Annotated in this window: 17 protein-coding genes; 7 read left to right on the plus strand and 10 right to left on the minus strand. The window is 71.2% G+C overall.

Features of this window, described 5'->3' with window-relative positions:
* The 4 genes from JGS39_RS14550 to JGS39_RS14570 all read right to left on the minus strand — a co-directional run.
* The coding region (locus JGS39_RS14550) for a hypothetical protein (protein ID WP_219569457.1) at positions 1-257 on the minus strand (257 nt) is incomplete at its 3' end.
* A 212-nt stretch (positions 258-469) separates the two neighbouring features.
* Entirely contained in the window at positions 470-3,367 is a 2,898-nt protein-coding gene (locus JGS39_RS14555; protein ID WP_308120416.1) for a tetratricopeptide repeat protein, read from the minus strand.
* 179 nt (positions 3,368-3,546) lie between these two features.
* Positions 3,547-5,499: a serine/threonine-protein kinase gene (locus tag JGS39_RS14565; RefSeq protein WP_219569442.1), complete on the minus strand. Its 1,953-nt coding sequence runs from the start codon at positions 5,497-5,499 to the stop codon at positions 3,547-3,549.
* A gap of 450 nt (positions 5,500-5,949) precedes the next feature.
* A complete protein-coding gene (locus JGS39_RS14570; protein ID WP_219569443.1) occupies positions 5,950-7,656 on the minus strand; it encodes a glycerol-3-phosphate dehydrogenase/oxidase in 1,707 nt (568 codons plus the stop codon).
* 242 nt (positions 7,657-7,898) lie between these two features.
* Here JGS39_RS14570 and JGS39_RS14575 point away from each other — a divergent pair, with 242 nt between their 5' ends.
* Both JGS39_RS14575 and JGS39_RS14580 read left to right on the plus strand, forming a co-directional pair.
* A complete protein-coding gene (locus JGS39_RS14575) occupies positions 7,899-9,161 on the plus strand; it encodes a nucleotide sugar dehydrogenase (RefSeq protein ID WP_219569444.1) in 1,263 nt (420 codons plus the stop codon).
* Between the two features lie 106 nt (positions 9,162-9,267).
* A complete protein-coding gene (locus JGS39_RS14580; RefSeq protein WP_219569445.1) occupies positions 9,268-9,852 on the plus strand; it encodes a hypothetical protein in 585 nt (194 codons plus the stop codon).
* 78 nt (positions 9,853-9,930) lie between these two features.
* Here JGS39_RS14580 and JGS39_RS14585 read toward each other — a convergent pair whose 3' ends face one another.
* The 4 genes from JGS39_RS14585 to JGS39_RS14600 form a co-directional block, all read right to left on the minus strand.
* A complete protein-coding gene (locus tag JGS39_RS14585; RefSeq protein ID WP_007453079.1) occupies positions 9,931-11,055 on the minus strand; it encodes a GuaB3 family IMP dehydrogenase-related protein in 1,125 nt (374 codons plus the stop codon).
* 105 nt (positions 11,056-11,160) lie between these two features.
* Complete coding sequence (gene guaB / locus JGS39_RS14590; protein ID WP_219569446.1) at positions 11,161-12,663, minus strand: IMP dehydrogenase; 1,503 nt, start codon at positions 12,661-12,663, stop codon at positions 11,161-11,163.
* 136 nt (positions 12,664-12,799) lie between these two features.
* Positions 12,800-13,375, minus strand: a complete 576-nt coding sequence (locus JGS39_RS14595) for a sigma-70 family RNA polymerase sigma factor (protein WP_148020273.1) — start codon at positions 13,373-13,375, stop codon at positions 12,800-12,802.
* A 322-nt stretch (positions 13,376-13,697) separates the two neighbouring features.
* A complete protein-coding gene (locus JGS39_RS14600; protein ID WP_003948568.1) occupies positions 13,698-14,309 on the minus strand; it encodes a response regulator transcription factor in 612 nt (203 codons plus the stop codon).
* A gap of 411 nt (positions 14,310-14,720) precedes the next feature.
* Between JGS39_RS14600 and JGS39_RS14605 the strand changes: the two genes are divergently transcribed.
* On the plus strand, positions 14,721-15,047 hold the full coding sequence (locus tag JGS39_RS14605; RefSeq protein ID WP_018550557.1) for a WhiB family transcriptional regulator: 327 nt from the start codon (positions 14,721-14,723) through the stop codon (positions 15,045-15,047).
* An 83-nt stretch (positions 15,048-15,130) separates the two neighbouring features.
* Here the strand turns inward: JGS39_RS14605 and JGS39_RS14610 are convergent, their stop codons facing one another.
* Positions 15,131-16,021 carry a LysR family transcriptional regulator gene (locus JGS39_RS14610; RefSeq protein WP_219569447.1) on the minus strand — a complete coding sequence of 297 codons (891 nt, stop codon included), beginning with the start codon at positions 16,019-16,021 and terminating at the stop codon, positions 15,131-15,133.
* A gap of 80 nt (positions 16,022-16,101) precedes the next feature.
* Here JGS39_RS14610 and JGS39_RS14615 point away from each other — a divergent pair, with 80 nt between their 5' ends.
* From JGS39_RS14615 to JGS39_RS14625, 3 genes are all read left to right on the plus strand, one after another.
* A complete protein-coding gene (locus JGS39_RS14615; protein ID WP_219569448.1) occupies positions 16,102-16,782 on the plus strand; it encodes an MOSC domain-containing protein in 681 nt (226 codons plus the stop codon).
* 78 nt (positions 16,783-16,860) lie between these two features.
* On the plus strand, positions 16,861-17,103 hold the full coding sequence (locus tag JGS39_RS14620) for a multicopper oxidase domain-containing protein (protein WP_219569449.1): 243 nt from the start codon (positions 16,861-16,863) through the stop codon (positions 17,101-17,103).
* Positions 17,104-17,113: 10 nt separating this feature from the next.
* Positions 17,114-17,887, plus strand: coding sequence for an SDR family NAD(P)-dependent oxidoreductase (locus JGS39_RS14625; RefSeq protein ID WP_219569450.1), 774 nt, complete (start codon positions 17,114-17,116; stop codon positions 17,885-17,887).
* Positions 17,888-17,895: 8 nt separating this feature from the next.
* On the opposite strand, the gene JGS39_RS41670 is transcribed toward JGS39_RS14625, so the two are convergent.
* Positions 17,896-19,425, minus strand: coding sequence for a right-handed parallel beta-helix repeat-containing protein (locus JGS39_RS41670; RefSeq protein ID WP_219569451.1), 1,530 nt, complete (start codon positions 19,423-19,425; stop codon positions 17,896-17,898).
* Positions 19,426-19,634: 209 nt separating this feature from the next.
* Between JGS39_RS41670 and JGS39_RS14635 the strand changes: the two genes are divergently transcribed.
* Positions 19,635-20,720: a substrate-binding domain-containing protein gene (locus tag JGS39_RS14635; protein ID WP_219569452.1), complete on the plus strand. Its 1,086-nt coding sequence runs from the start codon at positions 19,635-19,637 to the stop codon at positions 20,718-20,720.
* Positions 20,721-20,836 lie beyond the last annotated feature (116 nt).

A 20,836-nucleotide genomic window follows, 5' to 3' on the forward strand; every position in this document is an offset into this window, starting at 1 on the left:
ACAGCCACGCATCGGTGCCGAGGCCCAACTAGTCCAACCTGCACGGGGAACGGCCTCGGCACCGATGCGTGGCTGTCGAGGGTGGTGAGCTCCTCGCCGGAGGCGTGGCTGTCCTGGACCTTGAGCTCTTCGCCGGAGGCGTGGCTGTCCAGCGGCTTGATGGCGCCGCCCGAGGCGTGGCTGTCCTGGACGGTGAGCTCTTCGCCGGAGGCGTGGCTGTCCAGCGGCTTGACGACAGGCTTCTTGGCGTCGCTCATTGTGGTCAACTCCCGTGATTCATTTGGTGTTACAGGTAGGCAATGCCCGTCCGGCGGTTCCCCCGTGGATCGCCGGACGGGCATTGCTGGGCCGTTCACCATAATGGGGCGGCCTCTTCGTCGATCCGTCTGCCCCCCGACGCGACGGGTCGATGGACGTAAGAGTGCAGCCCGCCGATAAACGAACGATGAACGCCGCGAAGGCGCGGCTCTCACGCAGCCGTGGCCGGTGACAGGAGCCCGCGGACCTCGCCCGCCTCGATCGATCCCAGTTGTTCATAAATGGCCAGGGCCTCGGCCCAGCACGCCCTGGCCCGGTCCGGTTGTTCCAACTGAACCAGAGCCTTTCCGAGCACCGTGAGGACGGTGCCGCGGCGCCATTCCCCTCCGATGCCGCGCAACGCGATCGCCTGTTCCGCGTGAGCTGCCGACATGGTGTGACGCCCGGCTGTGAGGTGTACCTCCGCCAGTCGGAAATGGGTGACGCCCTCCCACAGGGGCTGACGATTCTCGTGAAATATCCCGAGCGCCTGCGTCAACTGCTCCAGCGCCTCGGCGAGACGATTGGCCTTGGCCAGTGCGAGCCCGAGGGCGTAGCGGCCGTTCGCCAGCCGCAGGGCAAGGCCCAGGCGGTCGTAGATCTCGATGCCCTGCTCGGCGAGATCAACCGCACTGTCCGTCCTGAAAAGCGCCAGGTGGATCCTGGAGAGGTTGCACAGAGCGCTCGCTTCTCCGGGCTTGTTGCCATCGGCGCGGAATGCCGCGATGGCCTTCTGGAGGTAGGCCTCCCCCTCCGCGTGCTGATTGCGGTAGATCGCGAGAATGCCTCGCTCGTTGGGAGCGTTTCCGCTTGTCCAGGGGTCGTTCGCGGCAATGCCGAGCTCCATGGCCCGATGCGCCTCGCTGTCGGCCTGCTCGAACCGGCCGGCCGTGCTGTACACCTGGGTGAGCGTCGTGCGGGCCCGCCCCTCTGCGCGGGCGTCCCCGGTGGACATGGCCGCGTCGCGCAGCGCGAGAGCCGCGGTCTCGTACCGGCGAGCGTTCGCCCCCGACTCCGCGAGGTCCTTGACGGTCATGAGCAGGTCTACCGCTCGGCGCAGTGCTCGTGGACCCAGGCTCTGCAGCACGCAGGCAAGCAGGCAGTCCGCCTCGGCATAGAGCCAGTCGAGTGCGCGTGGCCGGTCCTTGAACGTGAGACCCGGGTACCGGCTGGGTTCCAGGTGATCGACGGTGCGATCCCCCGGCCGCTCCAGCGCGTACACCCCCGCCGCAGTGGCCAGATAGAAGTCCAGCAGCCGTGACAACGCCAGCTCCCGCTCCTCCGGCAACTCCTCGTCCCGCTCCGCGCACGAACGCGCGTAGAGGCGCACCAGGTCGTGGTACCGGTAGCGTCCCGGGGCCGCCGACTCCAGAAGGCTCGTGTCGACCAGGGCCTCCAGGAGGTCCTCCGCCGCATGCGTCTCCAGGTTCAGCAGGGCCGCCGCTGCCGCCAGGGAGATGTCCGGGCCGTCCGCGAGGCCCAGGAGGCGGAAGGCGCGGGCCTGGGGCGGTTCCAGCTGGCCGTAGCCGAGTTCGAAGGTGGCCTTCACCGCAAGGTCGCCCGCCTGGAGCTCGTCCAGCCGGCGGCGTTCGTCCGCGAGCTTCGCGGCGAGGACGGAGACCGTCCAGGTGCGGCGGGCCGCCAGGCGGGAGGCGGCGATGCGGATGGCGAGGGGGAGGAAGCCGCAGGCGGCCACCACGTCCAGGGCCGCCTCGCGTTCGGAGTTGATGCGCTCCTCGCCCACGATCCGGGTGAAGAGCTGGAGCGCCTCCTCCGGCGACATCACGTCCAGGTCCACCAGGTGCGCGCCGGCCAGGTCGACCATGCGGACCCGGCTGGTGACCAGCGCCGCGCAGCCCGCCGTGCCGGGGAGCAGGGGGCGGATCTGGGCCGCGTCGTGGGCGTTGTCCAGGAGGACCAGGATGCGGCGGCCGTCGAGGGTCGAGCGGTAGAGGGCGGCGCGCTCGTCCAGGGAGTCGGGGATCGCTGAGTCAGCCGTGCCCAGGGCGCGCAGGAACGCGCCGAGCACCGTCTCCGGTTCGGCGGCGCGGGCGCCCGCGCGGTACGCGGCGATGGCTCCCGCCCGCGCGGCCCGCGCCTGCGCACTGCCCGCCTCCGCGGCGGGAACGGGCACGGTGGCGGGCGGTACGGGCGGCGACGGCCGGCGCACGGACTCCAGCTCGCCGGCTCCGTAGGGCTGCGCGGGACCGCCCCCGGTCCCCGCCTCGATGGCCCCGGGCCCACGGGAGGCGGGCACGTCGGGGCGGTCGTACGGATCGGCGCGCTCGGGCTCGACGACGGGCGGGCGGTACGGGTCGTAGCCGTCGGGCCCGGCCCCCGGCAGTCCGTACGGACCGGTGCCTGCCGGCAGTCCCTGCGGACCGGTCTCCCCTGCCTCGACGGCGGGCGGTGCGTACGGGCCCGTGGGCCCCGACTCGACCGCGGGAGCGCCGTAGCCGTCCTCGCCGTCGTCGTCGGCGCGCGGCACCGGCACGTAGCCGCAGAGCGCCTCCTCGGCCGCCCCGGCCGCCAGGCCGGTCAGCACGACGCGTCCGTCGTCGCAGATGAGCACCGTGCGCACGGTGATGTTGCGGTGGGTCCAGCCGTGGGCGTGCAGGACGCGCAGCGCGGTGAGGACGTCGGAGCCGATCTCCGCGGCCCGGTACGGATTGAGCGGGCGCTCCGCGAGCAGCGCCGCCAGCGGCCTGGCCGCGACCAGTTCGCTCACGATCCAGAGCGAACCCGCCTCGGCGAACACGTCGAAGACCTGGTCCAGGCGCGGGTGGTCGGGCACCTGGGCCGCCGCCTGGGCGGCCTCGATGGCGCGCCGGACCGCGGGGTCCGTGGACCGCCGCACGGTGCGCCCACCGGCCCGTCGCGCCGCCGTGGGCAGCCCGTCCGCGTCGAGCACCTCGGCGTCCACGACCTCCGGCAACGGCACCTGACGGACCAGTACCTCCTGGCCGCTGTAGGTGTCGAACGCCCGGGTCTCGACCAGTTCGTACTCGTCGGACGGAGGCAGCGGAAGGCGGTAGCGGTCGGCAAGCACCCGACCCGCATAGTCGTCCACGACGCCTCCCCAGAGCGCGCTGTCCCCCGGTCACGTAGACCGCACGAAACCGTCAATTGCGGTCACTTGCTGTGCAATTGACTTGTGGTTTCGGCTGCGTACGGTCTTCGAGCTCTCACAATACGTGGCAAGAGGCCGCCGCGCGGCAGGGTCGGCCCAACCCGGCCGGACGGCTTCCGTCAGTCGACCGGCGCGAAGGTGTCGAACGCGGTCCTGCGCAGCGTCCGGCACTCCGCGCCGTCCCACTCGTCGGCCTTGCAGCTGATCATGATCGCGTACCCGTGGCCGCCGTCGACCTTGAAGCCCCGGTTGATCACCCGGACCCGCTGGCCCTGCTGCGTACGCTCGAACTGCCAGTCGGCGACGGTCGGGTAGCCCTTGTACTGGACCTCGTTTATGCCGAGGTGGTGGTAGCCGTTGCTGGTTGCCGCGACGGCGGCCCTGGCCGCCCTCCAGGCCCCGGCGGCGTCGCCGCCGGGCGAGTCGGTGTAGTCGACCTGGATACGGGGGAAGCCGCCGCTGACGTTGTATATGGCGCCGGAGTTGGCGCCCGCCGTCTTGTCGAACCGGAAGCCCTCGGGCATCACCATGGAGAAGTGGAACTTCTTGTTCTCCACCGCCTTGTAGCCGGTGGGCACGGCGTCGTCCTGCTTGTCTCCCTGCGAGTCGTCCGACCCCTTGCCCGAGTCGTCGCTCTCGCCCTTGCCGCCGTCCGTACCCTGCTCGTCCTTGCCCTGCTCCGTGCCGCCGCCCTGCTCGGTGTCGGCGGAGCTGCCTGAGCCGCCGGAGCCGCTGCCCGCGGAGGACCCGGCCGAGGCGGACGTGCCGTCCTTGGCCTTGCCCGCGTTGCCGGAGTCCTCGTCGTCACCGCCGAGCGTGAGCGCGAGGACCGTGCCGAGCACGGCGAGCGCGATGACGGCCGCGATGATCGCCAGCGTGCGGCGCGGCACCACGTCCGTCAGGGACGCGCGGGGCGGGGTGACCGGCGAGGTGGCCGGACGCGGCGGCGGTACGGCTCCCGAAGGGGAGGCCGTGGCTGTCGTGGGGGCCTTGGCCGGACGGGCCGGAACGGAGGCCACGGCACCGGCGCCTGCCGCCGCGGCGGGTGCCGCCTTCGCGTTCCGCGCGGAACGCAGCGCACCGCGCAGCCGGTCCCTGGTGCCCTCGCCGGGCTCACCGGACTTCTGCGCCGCCTTGGGCGGGGCGTCGGCCACGTTCTTGGGAAGCGCCATCACCTGGGTGGCGTCGGCCGGCGGCGGAACCGGAACATCCGGCTGCTCAGGGGCGTCGATCACGTCGTTGAGCAGGGCGCGCGCGCCGGCGTCGTCGAGCCGCTGCTCGGGGTCCCGGGCGAGCAGCCCGTAGATGACCTCCTCCAGCGGGCCCGCGTTCTTCGGCGGGTCGAGCGGCTCGGTCATCACGGCGGTCAGGGTCGCGATCGCGGACCCCTTGTCGTACGGCGGGCAGCCCTCGACGCTCGCGTACAGCAGTCCGCCGAGCGACCAGAGGTCGGCGGGCGGGCCGGGCTTGTGGCCGCGGGCCCGCTCCGGCGAGATGTAGGAGGGGGCGCCGACGAGCATGCCGGTGGAGGTGACCGACGGGTCGCCCTCGACCTGGGCGATGCCGAAGTCGGTCAGCACGACCCTGCCGTCCTCGGCGATCAGCACGTTGGACGGCTTCACGTCGCGGTGCAGGATGCCCTCGCGGTGCGCCGAGCGCAGCACGTCGAGGATGGCGAGGCCGACCTCGGCCGCGCGCCTGGGCGTCAGGACGCCGTCCTCGCGGACCGCCTCGGCCAGCGACTTGCCCTCGATGAGTTCCATGACGATCCACGGCCGGTCGTCCTCGTCGACCACGTCGTAGACGGTGACCGCGCCGTTGTTGCGGATCCTGGCGATCGCCTTCGCCTCGCGCAGTGTGCGCGTGATGAGCCGCCGCTTCTCGTCGTCGTCGATGGCCGACGGGAACCGCAGTTCCTTGACCGCGACCGTGCGGCCCAGCGTCTCGTCGACGGCGCGCCAGACCGTGCCCATTCCACCCCGGCCGAGCACCTCCCCGAGCCGGTACCGCCCCGCGAGAAGACGTCCGTCCTTGTCCCGTTGGGGCTCCCGTGCCTGCTCCGCCTCCGACATGCGTCCCCTCTGCGATCAACCCGCCCTGGCAGAGCGTTCATTGTCCCTCACCCCGGGACCGGTCCTGGTGCCGGGTCCGGGGACCGTCATAAGTGGCCGACAGAAGGGATTTCCGGCCGGCCCGTACGCGCGGCGCTGCCCCGCCACGACCGCGGACCCCGCCCTGCTCCGCCTCTGCTTCGCCCAGCGAACCACACATCCCGCCGCGGGCACCCTCCTGCCTACCACGGCCCGTCGTACGGAGCGACGCTCCGAACCACCGTATTCCCGGGCCGGACCGACGCACCGCCCCCAGGGGCCCGTCCCCTGCGCCGCCGCCCCACGCGAACCCGCGCTGCGCACGCCGGAGTTCCCCCGCGCCCTCGTGCCACCGCCCCGCCCGGCGGAGAACGGCCGGTGGGCGGGGCGGCGGGCAGGGCGGTGTGCCCGGCGGCCGGCCGGGACGCCGCCCTAGATGGGCACGATGTCCGGTGCGCCCAGCCTCGCCGCGTCCGCCGTCAGGTCGTCGGGCTGGCGCTGCGACTCCCGTTCCGCCTCAACCCGCTTTTCGTAGTGCGCGACCTCACGCCCGATCCGGCTCTTGTCCCAGCCGAGCACCCGCGCCATCAGTTCCGCGCACAACTGCGCGGATCGGGTGCCGCGGTCGAAGGTCTCGATGGAGATCCGGGTGCGCCGGGTCAGTACGTCGTCGAGGTGGCGGGCCCCCTCGTGCGAGGCCGCGTACACGATCTCGGCCTTCAGGTAGTCGTCGGCGGCCGGCAGCGGTTCGCCCATCACCGGGTCGGCGACGATCAGCTCCAGGATCTCCTCGGTCATGGAGCCGTACCGGTTCAGCAGATGCTCCACCCGGGCGACGTGGAGGCCGGTGCGGGCGGCGATCCTGGCCCGTGCGTTCCACAGGGCGCGGTAGCCCTCGGCGCCCAGCAGCGGGATGTCCTCGGTGACGCACTCCGCGACCCGCTGGTCGAGGCCGTGCACCGCCTCGTCCACGGCGTCCTTCGCCATCACCCGGTACGTCGTGTACTTGCCTCCCGCGACGACGACGAGGCCCGGCAGCGGATGCGCCACCGTGTGCTCGCGCGACAGCTTGCTGGTGGCGTCCGACTCGCCGGCCAGCAACGGCCGCAGCCCCGCGTAGACGCCCTGGACGTCGTCCCTGGTCAGCGGCGTGGCCAGGACCGAGTTGACGTGTTCGAGGAGATAGTCGATGTCCGCGCTGGAGGCGGCCGGATGGGCCTTGTCCAGGTCCCAGTCGGTGTCCGTCGTCCCGACGATCCAGTGCCGTCCCCACGGGATGACGAAGAGCACGGACTTCTCGGTCCGCAGGATCAGGCCCGTGGAGGAGTGGATGCGGTCCTTGGGGACGACCAGATGGATGCCCTTGGAGGCCCGCACGTGGAACTGGCCGCGCTCGCCGATCAGCGCCTGGGTGTCGTCCGTCCAGACGCCGGTGGCGTTGACCACCTGTTTGGCCCTGACCTCGTACTCGACGCCCGCCTCGACGTCCGCCACCCGGGCGCCGACCACCCGTTCGCCCTCCCGGAGGAAGCCGACCACCCGTGCCTGGTTCGCCACATGCGCGCCGTACCCGGCGGCGGTGCGCACCAGCGTCGCCACATAGCGGGCGTCGTCCATCTGGGCGTCGTAGTACTGCAGGGCCCCCACCAGGGCGTCCCGCTTGAGCGCCGGCGCGACCCGCAGCGCCTGACGGCGGGAGAGGTGCCGGTGCACGGGCAGCCCGCGGCCGTGCCCGGAGGACACCGACATCGCGTCGTACAGCGCGACGCCGGAACCGGCGTACAGCCGCTCCCAGCCCTTGTGCTGCAACGGGTAGAGGAACGGCACCGGCTTCACGAGGTGCGGGGCGAGGCGCCCCAGCAGCAGCCCGCGCTCCTTCAGGGCCTCGCGGACGAGCGCGAAGTCGAGCATCTCCAGATAGCGCAGCCCGCCGTGGATCAGCTTGCTCGACCGGCTCGACGTGCCGGACGCCCAGTCGCGCGCCTCGACCAGTCCGGTCGAGAGCCCTCTCGTGACCGCGTCGAGCGCCGTCCCGGCGCCGACCACGCCCGCCCCCACGACCAGCACGTCCAGTTCGCGCTCGGCCATCGCGGCGAGCGATGCCGCACGCTCCGCGGGTCCCAGTGTCGCTGTCCTCACTGCTGCCTCCCGGTAGATCGGGGTGGTCCGGCACGGGGATGCGGTCCGACCGCGGGGTCGGGTGCCCGTGCCCACCTCTCGATTCTGTCCGCGCTCCGCGACTTCAGCCACCGCCTGTGGACAACACCCGGACGACGACGGCCACACAATGCGACATATAGGTCATATTTACGCCTAGTCTGACATTGCACTGTCCCCAGCACTTGCGCTTTCTCGGTCCTTAGGGAAGGACGGCCACCCACGTGCCTGCAGACCTCGCCGTCATCGGACTCGGTCACCTCGGCCTGCCCCTCGCCCAAGCCGCCGTATCGGCCGGTATCCAGACCATCGGCTACGACACCGACCCCCGGGCCTTCGCCGAGCTCTCCGCGGGCCGCACCCCCGTCGAGGGATCGCTCACCGCGTCCGACATCCGCCGGATGCTGTCCGGCGGATTCCGCCCCACCACCAACCAGGCCGAGCTGGGCCGGGTCCGTACCGCCGTGATCTGCGCCCCCACTCCCCTCGGCCCCGACCGCACCCTCGACCTCACCGCCGTCGGCGACGCGGCCCGCGCCCTGGCCGCCCGGCTGCGCCCGCACACCACCGTGCTCCTGGAATCGGCCGTCCACCCCGGCACCACGGAGAACTTCCTGCTCCCCCTCCTCGAAGAGGGCTCCGGGCTGCGCGGCGGACGCGACTTCCACCTCGCCCACTCCCCCAGCCGCCTCGACCCCGGCAACCGCACCCACGTCTACACCAACACCCCCAAGGTCATCGGCGGCCTGACCCCCGCCTGCACGGAATCGGCCGCCACCTTCTACAGCCGGCTCACCGACAAGGTCGTCCGCGCCCGCGGCCCGCGCGAGGCCGAGATGACGAAGGTCCTGGAGACCAACTTCCGGCACGTCAACATCGCGCTGGTCAACGAGATGGCCGTGCTCTGCCACGATCTCGGCGTCGACCTCTGGGACGTCATCCGGTGCGCCGAGACCAAGCCCTTCGGCTTCCAGCCCTTCCGCCCCGGCCCCGGCGTCGGCGGCCACGGCGCTCCGGTCGACCCGGGCTACCTCCCGTACAACAGCCGCACCCCCGGACACCCGCTGCGCATGGTCTCGCTCGCACAGGAGATCAACGACCGGATGCCTCAGTACGTGATCCAGCGCTGCGCCACCCTCCTCAACGAGCACGGGAAGTCCCTCCGCAGCGCCCGGATCCTCCTCCTGGGCGTCACCTACAAGCCCGACCTCGCCGACCAGGAGGCCTCCCCCGCCCGCGAGATCGCCACACGGCTGATGGACATGGGCGCCCAGATCGGCTACCACGATCCGCACGTCCTGGACTGGCGCGTACGCGAACTCCCGGTCCCCCGTGCCGATTCGCTGTACGAAGCCGCGTCGAGCGCCGATCTGACCGTGCTGCTCCAGCACCACCGCACCTACGACCTCCAGGGCCTCGCGGTGAAGGCGCAGCTCCTTCTCGACACCCGTGGCGCCACCCCGGCAGGGGCCGCGCACCGGCTCTGATCACAGTTCCCCCAAGGATTCCGGTGGGGCAATGTCGGAAGCGACTGCTAGCCTGCGGCGTCACTCATCGCACACTCGTACGCCACAGTCCCAGGGGGAACCCACCATGAGCACGCCCGTACCACCGCCGAACCAGCCGTACGACGCCCAGCCGCAGCCCGGCAACCCTTACGCCGCGCAGCCCGGCCAGCCTCAGCCCGGCGCCCCGACCGGCAACCCGTTCGCGGGTCAGCAGCCCGTCGGCGCCCCGTTCGGCGGCGGTGCACCGTTCGCTCCGGTGGCACCGGCGCGCAACAACGTGGGCCTGGGCATCCTCGTCGCGTTCATCGCGGCGCTCGTCGCGGCGGGCATCTACGGTGCGATCATCGGCGCCACGAAGCACGAGATCGGCTACGCGGCCGTGGGTGTCGGCGCCATCGTCGGCTTCGCCGCCGGCAAGCTCGGCGGCCGCAACCCCGCCCTGCCCGTCATCAGTGGTGCCCTCGCCCTGGTCGGCGTCTACTTCGGCCAGCTGCTCGGTGAAGCGATCATCATCAGCAAGCAGCTCCCGCTCTCGGTCACCGAGATCTTCTTCGACCACTTCAGCGACCTGAACGAGGTGTGGAAGGAAGACTCCGACGCGCTCAGCTTCGTCTTCTTCGCCGTCGCCGCCGTGGTCGCGTTCTCCACGGCCCGCAAGACGTCCGACTAGTCGCGGACCGCATACAGGACACGCAGGAGGGCCCGGACCGCGATCGCGGTCCGGGCCCTCCCGTCATGCTGCGGGGATTCAGCGGCGGTGCTGCGAGTCCGCCACCGTCACCTCGACGCGCTGGAACTCCTTGAGGTCGCTGTACCCCGTCGTCGCCATCGCCCGGCGCAGGGCGCCGAAGATGTTCATCGAACCGTCGGGGGTGTGCGAAGGACCGGTGAGGACCTCCTCGGTCGTCCCGACGGAGCCGAGGTCGACCAGCTTGCCGCGCGGCACGTCCTCGTGGACGGCCTCCATGCCCCAGTGGCGGCCGCGGCCCGGCGCGTCCGTCGCACGGGCGAGCGGGGAGCCCATCATCACGGCGTCCGCACCGCAGGCGATGGCCTTCGGCAGGTCGCCGGACCAGCCGACACCGCCGTCCGCGATCACGTGCACGTACCGGCCGCCGGACTCGTCCATGTAGTCACGGCGGGCACCGGCCACATCGGCGACCGCGGTCGCCATCGGGACCTGGATGCCGAAGACGTTGCGCGTGGTGTGCGCGGCGCCGCCGCCGAAGCCGACGAGGACACCGGCCGCGCCGGTGCGCATCAGGTGCAGGGCCGCGGTGTACGTGGCGCAGCCGCCGACGATCACCGGGACGTCCAGCTCGTAGATGAACTGCTTCAGGTTGAGCGGCTCGGCCGCACCCGAGACGTGCTCGGCGGAGACCGTCGTACCGCGGATGACGAAGATGTCCACACCCGCGTCGACGACGGCCTTGGAGAACTGTGCGGTGCGCTGCGGGGAGAGCGCGGCGGCGGTGACGACACCGGAGTCGCGCACCTCCTTGATGCGCTGGCCGATCAGCTCCTCCTGGATGGGGGCGGAGTAGATCTCCTGGAGCCGGCGGGTCGCGGACTCGACCGGCATCTCGGCGATCTCGTCGAGGAGCGGCTGCGGGTCGGCGTGCCGGGTCCACAGGCCTTCCAGGTTGAGCACCCCGAGGCCGCCGAGCTCGCCGATGCGGATGGCGTGCTGCGGGGAGACGACGGAGTCCATGGGAGCGGCCAGGAACGGCAGCTCGAAGCGGTAGGCGTCGATCTGCCAGGCGATCGAGACCTCCTTCGGGTCGCGGGTCCGGCGGCTCGGGACGACGGCGATGTCGTCGAATGCGTATGCCCGGCGGCCGCGCTTGCCGCGCCCGATCTCGATCTCAGTCACGATGGTGTGGCCTTTCCCTCTACGTCTGCGCTGTCCAGTATCCCCGACACACACAGGAGGGGCGGTCCCGGGAACCCCGGACCGCCCCTCACCTGCGCTGTCGCGTTACTTCCTGCTGTAGTTCGGTGCTTCGACCGTCATCTGGATGTCGTGCGGGTGGCTCTCCTTGAGACCCGCGGACGTGATCCGTACGAAGCGGCCCTTGCTCTCCATCTCGTCGACGGAGGCCGCGCCCACGTAGCCCATCGTCTGGCGGAGGCCGCCGACGAGCTGGTGCAGCACGTTGGCCAGCGGGCCACGGTAGGGCACCTGGCCCTCGATGCCCTCGGGGACGAGCTTGTCGTCGGAGGACACCTCGGCCTGGAAGTAGCGGTCCTTGGAGTACGAGCGGCCCTGTCCGCGGGACTGCATCGCGCCCAGCGAACCCATGCCGCGGTACGACTTGAACTGCTTGCCGTTGATGAAGAGGAGCTCACCCGGCGACTCCTCGCAGCCCGCGAGGAGGGAGCCCAGCATCACGCTGTCGGCACCGGCGGCCAGCGCCTTGCCGATGTCGCCGGAGTACTGGAGGCCGCCGTCACCGATGACCGGGACGCCCGCCGCACGGGCGGCCAGCGCGGCCTCGTAGATCGCGGTGACCTGCGGGACGCCGATACCGGCGACCACGCGGGTGGTGCAGATCGAACCGGGTCCGACGCCGACCTTGACGCCGTCCACACCGGCGTCGACCAGGGCCTGGGCGCCGTCACGGGTCGCGACGTTGCCGCCGATGACGTCCACGTTCACGGCGGACTTGATCTTCGCCATCCAGTTGAGGGCGTTGCTGTTGTGGCCGTGCGAGGTGTCGACGATCAGGAAGTCCACCCCGGCCCCGGCCAGCGCCTGGGCGCGGTCCAGCGCCTCCGGGCTGGCGCCGACGGCCGCGCCGACGAGCAGCCGGCCCTCGGCGTCCTTGGCCGCGTTCGGGTACTGCTCGGCCTTCTTGAAGTCCTTGACCGTGATGAGGCCCTTGAGGATGCCCGCCTCGTCGACCAGCGGAAGCTTCTCGATCTTGTGGCGGCGCAGCAGCTCCATGGCGTCCACGCCGGAGATGCCGACCCGGCCGGTGACCAGCGGCATCGGCGTCATGACCTCGCGCACCTGGCGCGAGCGGTCCGACTCGAAGGCCATGTCGCGGTTGGTGACGATGCCGAGCAGCTTGCCCGCCGGGTCGGTGACCGGGACGCCGCTGATGCGGAACTTGGCACAGAGCGCGTCCGCGTCGCCGAGCGTGGCGTCCGGGCCGACCGTGATCGGGTCGGTGACCATGCCGGACTCGGACCGCTTCACCAGGTCGACCTGGTTGACCTGGTCCTCGATCGAGAGATTGCGGTGGAGCACGCCGACGCCGCCCTGACGGGCCATGGCGATGGCCATCCGGGCCTCGGTCACCTTGTCCATCGCGGCGGACAGCAGCGGGATGTTCACGCGTACGTTCCGTGAGATGAGCGTCGAGGTGTCGACCGCGTTGGGCAGCACCTCGGATGCGCCCGGCAGCAGCAGCACGTCGTCGTATGTCAGCCCGAGCGTCGCGAATTTCTCGGGCACTCCGTCGACGTTTGCAGTCATGACACCTTCCCCAAATGGCCTTGATCGGTGCGGATGTCCATGCTAACGGCCTCTGGGGGCGTCTCATTCCACGAGCAAGATCACCTGGAGGTTCTGTAGCTTCCTACGGCACCTTTCCGCGGCACCGGTGTCCCGTTCACTGTTCCGCGAGGGCCCGCAGCCGGCTGAGCGCACGGTGCTGGGCGACCCGGACGGCGCCCGGCGACATGCCGAGCATCTGTCCGGTCTCCTCGGCGGTGAGCCCGACGGCGACCCTCAGGACCAGCAGCTCGCGCTGGTTCTCCGGAAGGTTGGCGAGGAGCTTCTTGGCCCAGGCGGCATCGCTGCTGAGGAGCGCCCGCTCCTCGGGCCCGAGCGAGTCGTCCGGCCGCTCCGGCATCTCGTCGGAGGGGACCGCGGTCGACCCCGGGTGCCGCATCGCGGCCCGCTGGAGGTCGGCCACCTTGTGGCCCGCGATGGCGAAGACGAAGGCTTCGAAGGGTCTGCCGGTGTCCTTGTACCGCGGCAGGGCCATCAGCACCGCGACGCAGACCTCCTGCGCCAGGTCCTCCACGAAGTGACGGGCATCACCGGGCAGCCGGTTCAGCCGTGACCTGCAGTAGCGCAGCGCGAGGGGGTGGACGTGGGCCAGCAGATCATGGGTGGCCTGCGCGTCGCCCTCGACGGCGCGATGCACCAGAGCACCGATCACCGTCGTTCCGTCCTCGCGCATCGAACCATGGTGCCCCGGCGCCGCGTCATCCGCGGCACCGCGTCCGTAGTTGTGCACTGAAGCGTTATGAGCGGGTGCGCCGGAAGTCATGTCCTGCGCCCTCCCCTTCCGCTCGACCGAATCGTTCCCGAGGAACTCCACGTCTCAAGGATGCGTCATCGGCCGGGAAGCGTCACATGCCGCCGGGGCGGCGGGCTGCACAAGCGGCGTACGAGCGGGTCGCGTCCGTGGACACGACCCGGCCCCGCACCGCTTGCGCGGGATCACCCCGTCCGCCCGCGAGCGGACGGGGATGGGATCGGCGGCCGGTCACGGCCCGCCCTCAGCGGACCAGGCCCCAGCGGAAACCGAGCGCCACCGCGTGCGCCCGGTCCGAGGCTCCGAGCTTCTTGAACAGACGCCTGGCGTGCGTCTTCACCGTGTCCTCGGAGAGGAACAGCTCACGGCCGATCTCCGCGTTGGAGCGGCCGTGGCTCATCCCTTCGAGGACCTGGATCTCGCGCGCCGTGAGCGTGGGCGCCGCACCCATCTCGGCCGAGCGCAGCCGGCGCGGGGCGAGCCGCCACGTCGGATCGGCCAGGGCCTGGGTGACGGTCGCCCGGAGCTCCGCCCGGGAGGCGTCCTTGTGCAGATACCCGCGGGCCCCGGCGGCGACCGCGAGCGCGACCCCGTCCAGGTCCTCGGCGACGGTCAGCATGATGATCCGCGCCCCGGGGTCGGCGGAGAGCAGTCGACGGACGGTCTCCACACCTCCCAGACCGGGCATGCGTACGTCCATGAGAATCAGATCCGAACGGTCGGCACCCCAGCGCCGGAGAACTTCCTCCCCGTTGGCCGCCGTCGTCACACGCTCGACGCCGGGCACGGTCGCGACCGCGCGACGGAGCGCTTCTCGGGCAAGCGGGGAATCGTCGCAGACGAGAACGGATGTCATGACCGCCCTCCGCAGCTGATGCGCGTCACCTTGTGCCTCCAGGCTGTTACAAGTCGTCACCTGTGCGGTTGACACTCTCGGACACCTGCCCGATCGCTTTCTCTGTCAACCGCCTCCGCCTTCTCAACGATGGTCACTCGAAAGAGTTACGGGTCGGACGACCGGGTTCGGCACTCTACGTGAGGGGTCGAGCACGGAGGAGAGCGCCACGGGTCGTCCAGGCGTCAACTGAAAACTTCCCATGAACTTATGCCCCATTTAGCGGGTTTTCTTCCCTTTTGCTGGTGTCTATGACTAGATTCGCAATCAGTCATATTTACATCTACTAACACCGTAGATGTACGGTCATGGGCACGGTACGACGGACGACCACGACGTTTCCGACTCAGCATGGTTTCGAGGGGACAAGCAATGGCAGATTTCTCCCGCCTTCCCGGACCCAACGCCGATCTGTGGGACTGGCAGCTGCTGGCGGCCTGCCGAGGGGTCGACAGCTCACTGTTCTTCCACCCCGAGGGGGAACGCGGAGCCGCCCGGAGCGCCCGCGAGACCTCCGCCAAAGAGGTCTGCATGCGCTGCCCGGTACGCGCCGAGTGCGCCGCCCACGCACTGGCGGTACGCGAGCCCTACGGGGTGTGGGGAGGACTGACCGAGGACGAGCGCGAGGAGCTCATGGGCCGGGCCCGCAACAGGCTGATCAGCGCGGCCGCACCCTCGTCCCCGCCCGGGCACGGCTGACCCGCCGCGCCCCATCAAGGCAGAAACGTTTCCTCACTCACGGCCGGGGCTGCGGGCACACAGGGGCCGGCGCGGCGGACCGCTCAGCGGGCGGCCGCCAGCGACAGCTGATCCAGGGTGGCCGCCACGGCCGGGACCTGCGCCAGGTCGGGCAGGGTCAGTGCGACGATCTCGCGCTCGATGGCGGGCTCCACCGTCACGGTCCTGGCCCCCCTGGGGCGCACCGACTCGATCGCCAGCGCCGGCAGGACGGCCACCCCGAGGCCCGCGCCGACCAGGCCGATCACCGCGGGGTAGTCGTCGGTGGCGAAGTCGATCCGCGGGGTGAAGCCGGACGCCTCGCAGACCTCCACCAGCTGTCGGCGGCAGCGCGGGCAGCCGGCGATCCACGGCTCCCCGGCGAGTTCACCGATGCCCACCTCGTCCCGGTCCGCGAAAGCGTGCCCTTCGGGAACGAGACCGATCAGCCGGTCGGTGAGCAGGGGCCGCACCACCAGGTCGTCCCACTCGGCGCCCTGCGTGCCGTACCGGAAGGCCAGCGCGATGTCGCAGTCGCCGTCGCGCAGCATCTCCACCGAGCGCGGCGGCTCGGCCTCGACCAGGGAGACCCGGGTGCCGGGATGAGCGGCCCGGAGCGCCGCGAGGGCGCCCGGGACCAGGGTGGAGCTGCCGCTGGGGAAGGAGACCAGCCGGACCCGGCCGGCCCGCAGCCCGGCGATCGCGGCGACCTCCTCCTCGGCGGCGGTGAGCCCGGCGAGGATGCCCGACGCATGGCGTACGAGCGCCTCGCCGGCCTGCGTCAGCCGCATCTCCCGTCCGGTGCGGATGAGCAGCGTGGTGCCCGCCGAGGACTCCAGCGCCTTCATCTGCTGGCTCACGGCGGGCTGGGTGCAGCCGAGCTCACGGGCGGCGGCGGAGAAGGAGCCGGTACCGGCCACGGCGCGCAGGACTCGGAGATGACGGGCTTCGATCACCCTTCCAACATAAGGGACTCTTGGGTCTGCTGCGAATTACTCGCTTACAGCTTTGAGCCGGGACTCGCTAACGTTCGGGCATGACTGCGAAGACTGTGCTGACCGTGAACGCGGGCCGTCCCACGGCGGCGTCCTACACCGACGCCCCGGGCGGCAGGACCGGGATCGACAAACGCCCCGTCGAGGGGCTCATACGGGTCTGCGACCCCGGCCCCAAGGGTGAGGGCGGCAGCGGTCTGGCCGGGGACACGATCTGCGACCTGCGCCACCACGGCGGCTCGCACCAGGCCGTGTACGCCTTCGCCCGCGAGGATCTCGACGCCTGGGAGCGGGAACTGGGGCGCCCGCTGGCCAACGGCTCGTTCGGTGAGAACCTGACCACGGCCGGACTGGAGGTCTCCGGCGCGCTGATCGGCGAGCGCTGGCGGATCGGCGCGGAGCTGGTCCTGGAGGTCACCTCCGGCCGGATTCCGTGCCGTACGTTCGCGGGCCACCTCGACGAGACGCGCTGGGTCAAGCGCTTCACACGGGCTGCGGCCCCCGGGGCGTACCTCCGGGTGATCACGCCGGGCAGCATCCGGGCCGGCGACCCGGTCGAGATCGTGCACCGGCCGGACCACGAGGTGACGGTGGAGCTGCAGTTCCGGGCCGTGACGACACAGCGTGAGCTGCTGCCGCTGCTGCTTCCGGCCGGTGAGGCACTGCACCCCGAGGCGTTGCGGAAGGCGCGTACGTACGCGGAGGAGCTCGCGACGCCCTGACGAGAACCCCGCACACGGCCCCGGCCGACGGCGACAGCTGGGAGAAAGCGGTTCAACGGGGGCGACGACTCCTTCGACGTGCTGGAGGTGAACGGCCGGGAACCGGAGCCCGCTCTGCGGGGCCGGAAGGACACGGTCGCGATCCCGGTGGGCACCACGATGAAGATCGCGTGGCGGTTCGACGGACCGGCCGATCCGGATACTCCGTACATGTACCACTGCCATCTGCCGGCCCATGAGGACCACGGGATGATGGGGCGGTTCGTGGTGGTGGAGCCGGGCGGGCAGGCGGGTCGTCCGAAGGCCCACGAGGGGCACTAACGTGCGGCGTATGACGACTGCACTGATTACGGGCGCGACCGCGGGCATCGGCGCCGCCTTCGCGCGGCGCCTCGCGGCCGAGGGGCACAACCTCGTGCTGGTGGCCCGCGACACCGGCCGGCTGCGGGAACAGGCCACCGAACTGCACGACCGGCACGGCATCGAGGCCGAGGTGCTGACGGCGGACCTGTCCGCGGACGACGGGATCGCCGCGGTCGAGAGCAGGCTGGCGGACCGTAAGCAGTCGGTCGATCTGCTGATCAACAACGCCGGGTTCGGCAACAAGGGGCATTTCCTCGACGTCCCGATGGCCGACGAACTGGCGATGCTGAAGGTGCACTGCGAGGCGGTCCTGCGGCTGACCTCTGCGGCCGCGGCCGGGATGAAGGAGCGGGGCAGGGGCGGCATCGTGAACGTGGCCTCCGTCGCCGCGTTCGTGCCGCGCGGTACGTACGGGGCGTCCAAGGCGTGGGTCGTGCAGTTCACCCAGGGCGCGGCGAAGGACCTGGCCGGGTCGGGCGTGCGGATGATGGCCCTCTGCCCCGGCTTCGTACGGACGGAGTTCCATGAGCGGGCCGGGATGGGCACCGGCAACATCCCGGGCTGGATGTGGCTCGACGCCGACAAGCTGGTGGCGACGGCGCTGGCGGACCTGGCGCGCGGGAAGTCGCTCTCGATCCCCGACGCGCGGTACAAGGCGTTGATGGGCCTGGTGAAGGTGGCCCCGCGCGGCCTGCTCGGAGGGGTCACCTCCAAGACAGGCCGCAAGTACGGACCTCAGTGAGCGGTGGGTTACCGCAGGCCGCGGCCCGCGTAGGCGCCGATGTTGGGGGCGCCGGGCTTCAGACGGCTGCCGAAGTAGTCCTTGCCGCCGTTGTCCTCGATGACGGCTCCGGCGGCGAGGGCGGGCGAGCCCGCGCCCAGCCGGAAATCGTCCCGGAGCCTCGGGTCGGCCGTGATGCCGCCGGGGTCGGGCCGCGTCATGTCGATGCCGTAGAAGGCGTTGTGGTCGAAGGAGAGCCCGGGGGTCGGGTTCTTGAACGCGTAGCCGCCGGTGCCCTCGCTGACGAAGACGTTGTTGCGGATGGCCAGTTCGTGCTGGGTGGTGGCGGGGCTGCCGGCGTCGTCCTGGACGAGGTAGCCGGGTATCCGCTCCTTGTTGTGGAACGTGTTGTTGTAGATCTCGGTGCCCAGGATCGGGCCCCAGCAGTTCTGGATCAGGCGGGCGCCGTCGTTGCGGCTGACGTTGTAGCGGGCGACCGTGCCGAGGGTCTTCGCCCCGCTGTACGGGCAGATCAGCAGGAAGCCGCCCTTGTTGTCGTGGCTGTAGTTGTACTGGAAGACGGTGTTCTGCGAGGCGCCGTCGGCGTCGAAGGACATGCCGTCGTGGGTGTTCCCGCCGCCCGAGACCTCGTTGTACTCGACGGTCGTGTCGTCGGTGTTGAAGGTCCAGATGCCCGCGTTGGCGGAGGGCGAGCGGAGCTGGAAGCCGTCGACCCGGTTGTGGTCGACGCGGGCGCCGCTGGTGGTGTCGAGCTTCATGCCGTCGCCGGCCAGGGACTTGAGCGTGTTGTGGTGGATACGGACGCCGGTGCTGGGGGTCCACTCCCCCGGGTAGACGTTCGGGTCCTGCTGCCCGCCGACCAGATCGCGCTTGGAGAAGGTCGACTTGAAGTAGACACCCTCGCGGTCGACGTCCTCGATGCGGTTGTGGCCGATGTCCAGGCCGTCGTACCAGCTGGCCTTCGCCGTGCCCTCGACGGCGATGTGGATGGCGCTGGAGCCGGACACGGTCTTGTAGTCGCCGCCGCGCACGTCGTGGATGTAGAGGCCGCTGATGTCGAAGCCGCGGGCGACGCCGAAGTCGGTCAGGCGCAGCCGGACGCCGTTGCGCTCGCTGCCCGGGTTGTCGGCGTTGGTGATCTCCAGGTTCCTGAGGTGCACGTACTGCGTGTTGGAGAGCAGAACGGTGTCGTGGGCGCCGGCGCCGTCGAGCCGGGCACGGTCGGGGCCGTTGCCGTAGTCGGCGATGGTGAACGGCGCGCGGGCGGAGCCGGTTCCCGTGGGCGCGAGGGTGCCGGTGCAGGTGGCGCCGCGCTTGAACAGGAGCCGGTCGCCGGGCCCGTAGGGGTGCGCGTTGGCCTCGGCGAGCGTGGTCCAGGGGTGCTGCCCGCTGCCGGTGGCCCCGACCGGGGCGGCCGAGCAGTCGACGTGAAAGGTGCGGCCGGCGGGTGCCGCCTGCGCGGTGTTCGGGCCTGCGACGGTCAGTCCGGCGGCAGCGGTCAGGGCCGCGAGCGCCGCTGCGGTGACGCGATGTCTCACAATTCCTCCGTACGAACAGTCGGGGTCGTGCCTGGAACGGCCGGATCGGCATCGCCGGGAATCCTGGACTCGGATTGATCGAACGTCAATGGATTACGTTTGAATGATCGAAACTCCCATCGTTCGATCACGTTGGTCTAGGGTCGGACACCGGCTCCGGAACCGGTCGGGCCCGGGGCCGGGCCACACACTGCGAGGGGACTGCCACCGTGCGCGAAAGTGCTGCTGAACGTCATGACCGCCTGCTCGGGCTGGTACGGGACCGGGGCTCGGCCCGGGTCTCCGACCTGGCCTCGCAGCTGGGGGTCTCGCCCGTCACGGTGCGCCGCGACGTCGAGGACCTGGCCGGCCGCGGCCTGCTCGACCGGGTCCACGGTTCGGTGTCCTGGCCCCAGGCCACCGCCCCCGCGACAGGGCCCGCCGCCGGCCACGGCCTGGTGCTCGGCATGCTCGCGCCCTCGGCGACCTATTACTTCGCGGAGGTCATCCGGGGCGCCCACGAGGCGGCCGCCCGGGCGGGCGCCCGGCTGATCCTGCGGATCTCCGACTACCGGCCGCAGGAGGACCAGGCCCGCACCGAGGGGCTGCTGTCCGCGGGCGCCGAGGGGCTGCTCGTCGCGCCCGGCTGGCAGCATCCGGGCGACCCCTCCGCGTTCGGCGACTGGATCAGCTCGCTGCCCGTACCGACGGTCCTGCTGGAGCGCAGGCCCACCGCCGGGTCTCCCTTGGACGGCTTGGACCGCGTCTGCTCGGACCACGCGCACGGGGTGCTCCTGGCCGTGCGCCACCTGGTGGGTCTCGGGCACGGAGCACCGCTGCTGATGGCCCGAGCGGACTCCCCGACCGCCCTCGCGGTGCGCTCCGGGTACGTGGAGGCGCTGACCGTGCTCGGGCTGCGCGCACCGCAGGACGTGATCGACTCCGTGCCGGCCGAACTGGCCCCGGAGGCGTTCGAGGAGGCCGTGCAGGCCTTGCGCGAGGCGGTTCACTCGGGGGTGGCGACGGCGGCGCTGATCCACAACGACGTGGACGCGATCCAGGTGGTGCAGCGCCTGGCGGAGCTGGGCGTGCGGGTACCGGAGGACCTCGCGCTGATCGCGTACGACGACGAGGTTGCGGCGCTCGCGGACACCCCCCTCACCGCCGTGGCCCCGCCCAAGCGCGAAGTGGGCCGCCACGCGACGGAACTGCTGGTGGAACGGCTGGGGCAGGGCGGCACCGACACTCCGCGCCGGCACCTGACCCTGCTCCCCCAACTGCGGGTCAGGGACTCCTGCGGAGCCCCGCTTCCGTAGGCGTCGCCCGGACGTTCCGGGGGCCGCCCTCCGGACCGTTCCCCGGGCCGTTCCCGGTCCGTTCCAACGGCTCCCATGCGCGTTCCGCGCACCCTTCCGCGCACCTTCCGTACGCA

This window comes from Streptomyces poriferorum, from assembly GCF_019399235.1.
In the GTDB taxonomy this organism is placed as follows: Bacteria; Actinomycetota; Actinomycetes; order Streptomycetales; family Streptomycetaceae; genus Streptomyces; species Streptomyces poriferorum.